This is a genomic window from Roseisolibacter sp. H3M3-2, assembly GCF_029211165.1.
Classification (GTDB): Bacteria; Gemmatimonadota; Gemmatimonadetes; order Gemmatimonadales; family Gemmatimonadaceae; genus Roseisolibacter.
Genome location: NZ_JARGEK010000303.1, coordinates 1 through 6,114, shown reverse-complemented (window position 1 = coordinate 6,114; position 6,114 = coordinate 1). Strand labels below are relative to the sequence as shown.

Annotated in this window: 5 protein-coding genes; 3 read left to right on the top strand and 2 right to left on the bottom strand. The window is 75.4% G+C overall.

Annotation, left to right across the window (positions count from 1 at the left end):
• Window positions 1–168 precede the first annotated feature (168 nt).
• Both PYV61_RS19505 and PYV61_RS19500 read right to left on the bottom strand, forming a co-directional pair.
• Complete coding sequence (locus tag PYV61_RS19505) at window positions 169–630, bottom strand: hypothetical protein (RefSeq protein WP_275834735.1); 462 nt, start codon at window positions 628–630, stop codon at window positions 169–171.
• Window positions 631–783: 153 nt separating this feature from the next.
• Entirely contained in the window at window positions 784–3,282 is a 2,499-nt protein-coding gene (locus tag PYV61_RS19500; RefSeq protein WP_275834733.1) for an ABC transporter permease, read from the bottom strand.
• 126 nt (window positions 3,283–3,408) lie between these two features.
• On the opposite strand from PYV61_RS19500, the gene PYV61_RS19495 reads away from it, so the two are divergent.
• From PYV61_RS19495 to PYV61_RS19485, 3 genes are all read left to right on the top strand, one after another.
• Window positions 3,409–3,804, top strand: coding sequence for a hypothetical protein (locus tag PYV61_RS19495; RefSeq protein ID WP_275834731.1), 396 nt, complete (start codon window positions 3,409–3,411; stop codon window positions 3,802–3,804).
• A gap of 113 nt (window positions 3,805–3,917) precedes the next feature.
• Window positions 3,918–5,261 carry a glycogen-binding domain-containing protein gene (locus PYV61_RS19490; protein ID WP_275834729.1) on the top strand — a complete coding sequence of 448 codons (1,344 nt, stop codon included), beginning with the start codon at window positions 3,918–3,920 and terminating at the stop codon, window positions 5,259–5,261.
• A gap of 147 nt (window positions 5,262–5,408) precedes the next feature.
• Window positions 5,409–5,963 carry an RNA polymerase sigma factor gene (locus PYV61_RS19485; protein ID WP_275834727.1) on the top strand — a complete coding sequence of 185 codons (555 nt, stop codon included), beginning with the start codon at window positions 5,409–5,411 and terminating at the stop codon, window positions 5,961–5,963.
• Window positions 5,964–6,114 lie beyond the last annotated feature (151 nt).

Sequence of the window (6,114 nt, the reverse complement as noted above, 5' to 3'; positions counted from 1 at the left end):
GTGGTCTGATACGGCGTGGTCTGATACGGCGTGGTCTGATACGGCGTGGTCCGGTACTCCGTGAGCCAACACCGACAGGTGCGGGTCACGCAGGATCCGATCACGCCGTATCAGACCACGCTGCACCTGACCACGCCGTATCAGACCACGCCGTACCTGACGCACTCCTCAATCGAGAAACGGCACCCCCACCACCTCCGCGACCGCGCGCCCCGCCTCCTCGAACTTCCTCCTCCCGCTCGACGTGCTCCCGTGCAGCGCGAAGCGGCGGCCGCCGGTGAGCAGGTCGAGCCCGTACGTGAACGACGAGCGGCTGCGCCTCGCGACCAGCTCGACCGCCTCGATCCCGTCGAGCCGCAGCGCGCCGCGCTCGCGCTTCCACAGCGTGCGCCGCGTCCACACCATCCGCCCCTCGGCGGGACGGAACTCGGCCACGCGGTCCGAGTAGGCCGCGAACGCCCCGGTCCCGATCAGCAGCATGACCAGCGAGCCCACCGCCGCGCTCCCCCGCGACGGCGGGAAGAACGGGAGCACGACCGAGCCGGCGATCAGCGCGAGGCCGATCCAGAGCCAGGCGACGTCGTGGCAGCGGACCACGAGGGTGCCGTCGGGGCGGAGGAGATGGGTCATGCCAGGTGGGGCGTTCTCAGATACGGCGTGGTCTGGTACGGCGTGGTCATGAACGGCGTGGTCTGATGCGGCGGAACACCTAGCGGTCGGATTCCACGCCGTTGTAGACCACGCCGTTGTAGACCACGCCGTTGTAGACCACGCCCCACCTGTCTATTCGTATCGCAACGCCCGCATCGGCTCGACCTGCGCCGCCCTCCGCGCCGGGATCCACCCCGCCCCCGCCGCCACCGCCGTCAACACCAGCGCCGCCCCCCCGATCGCGATCGGGTCGCGCGCCGTCATCCCCCACAGCAGCGACGCCGCCGCCGTGCCGAGGCCGAGCGCGGCCCCGACCCCCACGACGCCGCCGACGGCCAGCATCACGCCGACCTGCCGCAGCACCAGCCCGCGCACCCGCCCCGCGTCGGCGCCGAGCGCCATGCGGACCCCGATCTCGCGCGTGCGCTGCGCGACCGTGTACGCCAGCACGCCGTACAGCCCCACCGCCGCCAGCAGCGTCGCCACCACCGCGAACGACGCCGACATCGTGCTGATCATGCGGTCGAGGAAGGTGTTGTCCTTCACCTGCTGCGTCATCGTCTTCAGGTCCTCGACCGGGAGGTTCTGGTCGAGGCGCTTCACGACCTCGGGGATCGTGCGCAGCAGCCGCTCGGGCGGCAGCGTCGTGGCGGCGTAGAAGTACAGCGCGCCGGCCAGCGAGTCCTGGAGCACCGGCGTCATGAACACCGGGGGCGGCTCCTGCTTCACCTCGCTGTACTTCATGTCGGGGATCACGCCCACGATCTCGATGTCGAGCGCCGTCGTGTCGCCCCGCGCCATGCGCTTGCCGACCGCGTCGCGCCCGAGGCCGAACTTCTTCGCGAACGCCTCGTTGACGATCGCCACCTTCGGCGCCCCGATGCGGTCGGCCTCGGTGAACTCGCGCCCCGCCTTGAGCGACACGCCGAGCGTCTTGAAGTAGCCGGGGCTCACCGCGTTGAAGCTGGCGCCGGCGTCGGTGTCGGGGCCGCGCTCGAAGCCCTGCACCGAGACGTCGTTCCCCCAGTTGTCGTCGGCCAGGATCGGCACGCGCGCCGACGCGACGCCCGTCACCCCGGGGAGCGCCGCCAGCGCCTCGGTGGTGCGGCGGAACAGCTCGCGCGACTGCGGCGGCTTGTAGCCGTTGCGCACCGGGTACACCGCGAACGTCGCCAGCCGCTCCACGCGGATCCCCAGCTCCTCGCGCGTCACGTTGCGCAGGCTCTTGATGAAGAGCCCCGCCGACACGAGCAGCATCATCGACAGCGCGATCTGCGCCGTCACCAGCCCCGCGCGGAAGCGCGCCGCCGTGCGCGCGCCGCCGGCGATCTGCCCGGCGCCGGCGCGGATCACCCCGATCAGGTCGGGGCGCGTGCCGTGCAGCGCGGGGAAGAGCCCGAACGCCACGCCGGTCACCAGCGCCGCCAGCGCCGTGAAGCCGAGCACCCCGAGGTCGAGCTTGAAGCGGAAGTTGTCGATCACCTCGGCGGGGAGCAGCGCCGCCACGCCGGTGAGCGTCCACTGCGCCACCGCGAGGCTCACGACCCCGCCCATCGCCGCCAGCACCACGGCCTCGGTGAGCAGCTGCCCGACCAGCCGCCGCCGGCCGGCGCCGAGCGACTGGCGCACCGCCATCTCGCCGGCGCGCGCGGCGCCGCGCGCCAGCAGCAGGTTGGCGATGTTCGCGCACGCGATCAGCAGCACGATCCCGGTGATCGCGAACAGCAGCTTGAGCGGCGTCCCCGCCTCGCCGTGCAGGGAGCTCTGCCCGCGCGCGCCCTCGGCGACCTCCAGCTTCCGGTCGAGGAAGCGGCGCATCGTCTCGGGGCTCATCCCCTCCTGCAGCGGCGCCTCGACGTCGGCGAGGATCGGGCGGTAGATGCCGTCGAGCTGCCGCTTCGCCGCCTCGGCGGTGACGCCCGGCTTCAGGCGCCCGAACAGGTAGACCCAGTAGTCGCGCCGGTCGGCCGAGCCGTTCCACCCCGGGTTGACCTGCGCGCGCATCGTGATCGGGACGTAGATGCGCGGGCGCTCGCCGAGCGTGGTCCCCTCGAAGCCGGCCGGCGCGACGCCGAGGATCGTCATCGCGTTGCCGTTGACCATGATGCTCTTGCCGACGACCGACGGGTCGGCGCCGAGGCGCGTCGTCCAGAACGTGTGGCTCACCACCGCGACGTAGTGCCCGCCGATGGTGCGGTCGTCCTCCGGGCCGATGAGGCGCCCGAGCGCGGGGGTCAGCCCGAGCGTCGGGAAGTACGAGCCCGACACCATCGTCCCGCGCGCGTCGAACGTCTGCCCCTCGAACGCGAGGTTGGCGCCGAAGACGCGGTGCGCGGCGATCCCGGTGAGCGTCGTCTGCTGCCGCTCCAGGTCGCGGAACATCGGGTAGCTGAAGACCTGCTGGCAGTCGCCGGCCTGGTTGCACGACGTGGAGCCCGGCTTCGGCCCCGGCGCGCCGAGGTTCACCAGCCGGTCCGGCTCGCGCACCGGGAGCGGGCGCAGGAGCATCTGGTCGACCAGCGAGTAGATCGCGGCGTTGGCGCCGATCCCGAGCGCCAGCGAGAGCACGGCGACGGCCGTGACGAAGGGCGTCGCACGCAGGGTGCGGAACGCGAGCTTCAGGTGACGCATGGTCCGGGGCGGGAGGGACGCGGTGCGGTGGGGACGCCGTACGCCCTTGGACCTGCCGGGGATTCGGATGGTTTGCTCGCCCGCCGCGCGTGACCGTCCGCGCCGCGCGGGGTACCTTCCCGCATCATGCGCCGTCCACGCCCCGCCCCCCGCCCCGCTCCCGGCCTCGCGCTCCGCCTCGCCCCGCTGGCGGCCCTGCTCGCCGGCTGCGGCATCGAGGGGTCGACCCCGCTCACCGTCGCCCCCGAGGGGCTCGTGACCGGGCTCCGCCTCGAGCCGCGCCCCGTGACGGTGCGCGCCGGCGCCCGGACCCCGGTGACCGTCCTCGGGATCACCTCCGACGGCGCCCCGGTGCCGCTGCCGGTCGCGATCCCGCCGCAGCTGAGCACGAGCGACCCGCGAGTCGCCACCGCCACCGCCGGCGACTCGGCGTTCGTCACCGGGGTCGCCGCCGGCTCGACCTGGCTCCACGCGACGCTCGGCCGGTGGCGCGACTCGGTCGCCGTCACCGTGAGTCCGTAGGGACCGGCCGACGGCTCGTCCCCGGCGCGTGAACGGGCGGCGAACACGGGCGGCGTGACGCCGCGCCGCCGTCGTGGGTAGCACGGGCAACCGGCCTCCGAGGCGACCCACCCGTGCCGCACCCCGTCCCGCCCCTCCCGGCGCGGCGAGCGCTCGCGCTCGTCGCGCTCGCCGTCGTCGCCGCGCCCGTCCCCGCGCGCGCCCAGCTCCGCGCCGCCTGGGAGGCCGCCGCGACCGCGGCCCGCCCGCTCTCCGGCACCGCCGAGGCCGGCCAGCGACTCGGCACCCTCCTCCGCTACGACCGGCCCGGGCTCGCCCTCGCCGGCGAGGGCACGTTCGAGCGGACCGACCGCGCCGCCTCGGCGCAGGGCACGCTGTCGGCGCTGCTGTCGACCCCGAGCGTGTATGGGTGGCGCGCGACTGTCGCCGGAGAGGCGCGATGGAACGACGGGACGGGGCCCGCCCAGCTCCGCCCGTCCCTGCTCGGCGCCGCCCCCGGCCGGCTCGCCCACGCCCGCCAGGCCGGGGCGCTCGAGGGGCGCGTCGCCTACCGCCGCGGCGCGACCGGCGCCTGGCTGGGGATCGACGCGGTGGGGGAGACGGGGCGCCCCGACGGCGGCGCGGTCGCCGGCGCCACTGGGCGCACCGACTGGCTGCGCCCCAACGCCGGGCTCTGGCGCCAGTTCGGCGGGGCCGTCGTCAGCGTCCAGCTCGGCAGGCGCGAGCACCGCGTGGACGGGCGCGCGTCGACGCTGCGCACCGACAGCACCTGGGCCCTCAAGTGGGACTCGAGCGGGATGCGCCCCGGCACCGCCGACACCGCGGTCCTCCGCCGCGTCATGGTGGTCACCGAGTCCGGCGACCCGGGCTCCCCGTCCTTCTTCCGCCGCTGGTCCGAGGTCGAGACGCGGCTGGCGTGGGCGCGCGGCCGGCTGGCGTTCGACGGCCGGCTCGGCGCCCGCCCCACCGTCGGCGACCGCCGCGCCGCCGCGTGGGGGGGCGCCCACGCCACCGTCGCCCTCGCCCCACGCCTCGCCCTGATCGCCGGCGGCGGCTACGAGCCCACCGACGTCCGCCGCGCCACCGTCCCGCGCCGCTACGCCGCCCTCGGCCTGCGCGTCACGCCGGCGGCGCTCCTCCGCCCGTCGCTCCCCGTCGCCGTCCGCCCCGAGGCCACCGGCGCGCTCGACGTGCGCCGCGTGAGCCCGGAGGAGGTGCAGCTCGTCCTCCGCGTCCCCGGCGCCCGCACCGTCGAGCTGTCCGGCGACTTCACCGGCTGGCGCCCCGTCGCCATGCGCGCCCTCGGCGCCGACCGCTGGGAAGCGATCGTCCGCCTCGCCCCCGGCACCCACCACTGCAACGTCCGCATCGACGGCGACGCCTGGGTCGCGCCCCCGGGGACGACCGTCGTGGACGACGGGTTCGACGGGCGGGTGGGGCTGCTGGTGGCGCCGTAGCGCAGCGGTGAGCGTCGAGCGTCGAGGGGGCTCCTCGTGGAAGACATCGCGTCGCGCCACGGGGAGCCCCCTCGACGCTCGACGCTCACCGCTCGACGCTCTCCGAGTGACCCCGCCCCCGCTCCGCGGGTTGCACCGTCGTCCCCCATGCACGAAACCTCCGACGACGCGCTCGTGCGCCAGGTGCTGGACGGCGACCCGCGGGCGTTCACGAGGCTCGTGGACCGCCACGCCCCGGCGTGCCTGCGGCTCGCCACGCGCATGCTGCAGAGCCGCGAGGACGCGGAGGACGCCGTGCAGGAGGCGCTGCTGCGCGCGTACCGCGCGCTCCCGGCGTACGACGCGCGGCAGCAGTTCCGGGCGTGGCTGTTCGCGATCCTCGTCAACCGGTGCCGCACCACCGCGCTGATCCGCGGGCGCCGGCTCCGGCTGACGGGGTTCGGGCTCGACGAGGCGCCGGAGGTCGGCGTCGCCCCCGACGTCGGGGGCGCGGAGCTGCGCGACGACCTCGCGCGCGCGCTCGCGGCGCTGGAGCCCGGGCAGCGCGAGGCATTTCTCTTGAAGCACGTGGAGCAGCTCAGCTACGATGAGATGGCGGCCGTCACGGGACTCGGCGTCTCGGCGCTCAAGATGCGCGTCAAGCGCGCGTGCGAGCGCCTCCAGGACCTGCTCGCGGAGGTGAGCGATGCGCGCGCACGATGACGACCCGCTCCCGCCGGCGGCCGCCGAGGCGGCGCGCGCGCTGCGCGCCCAGCTCCCGGTGCGCGCGGCGTGGCGCGGCGCGGTGCTCGCCGAGCTGACCGCCGGCCCCGCGCCGCGCCGCGCTCGACGCCTCGTCCTCTCCCCCGCCGCC

Bases quoted from the DNA above. Each gene is read 5' to 3' on its own strand.
- PYV61_RS19500 (WP_275834733.1), bottom strand. From the start codon at position 3,282: ATGCGTCACCTGAAGCTCGCGTTCCGCACCCTGCGTGCGACGCCCTTC.
- PYV61_RS19485 (WP_275834727.1), top strand. From the start codon at position 5,409: ATGCACGAAACCTCCGACGACGCGCTCGTGCGCCAGGTGCTGGACGGC.
- PYV61_RS19495 (WP_275834731.1), top strand. From the start codon at position 3,409: ATGCGCCGTCCACGCCCCGCCCCCCGCCCCGCTCCCGGCCTCGCGCTC.
- PYV61_RS19505 (WP_275834735.1), bottom strand. From the start codon at position 630: ATGACCCATCTCCTCCGCCCCGACGGCACCCTCGTGGTCCGCTGCCAC.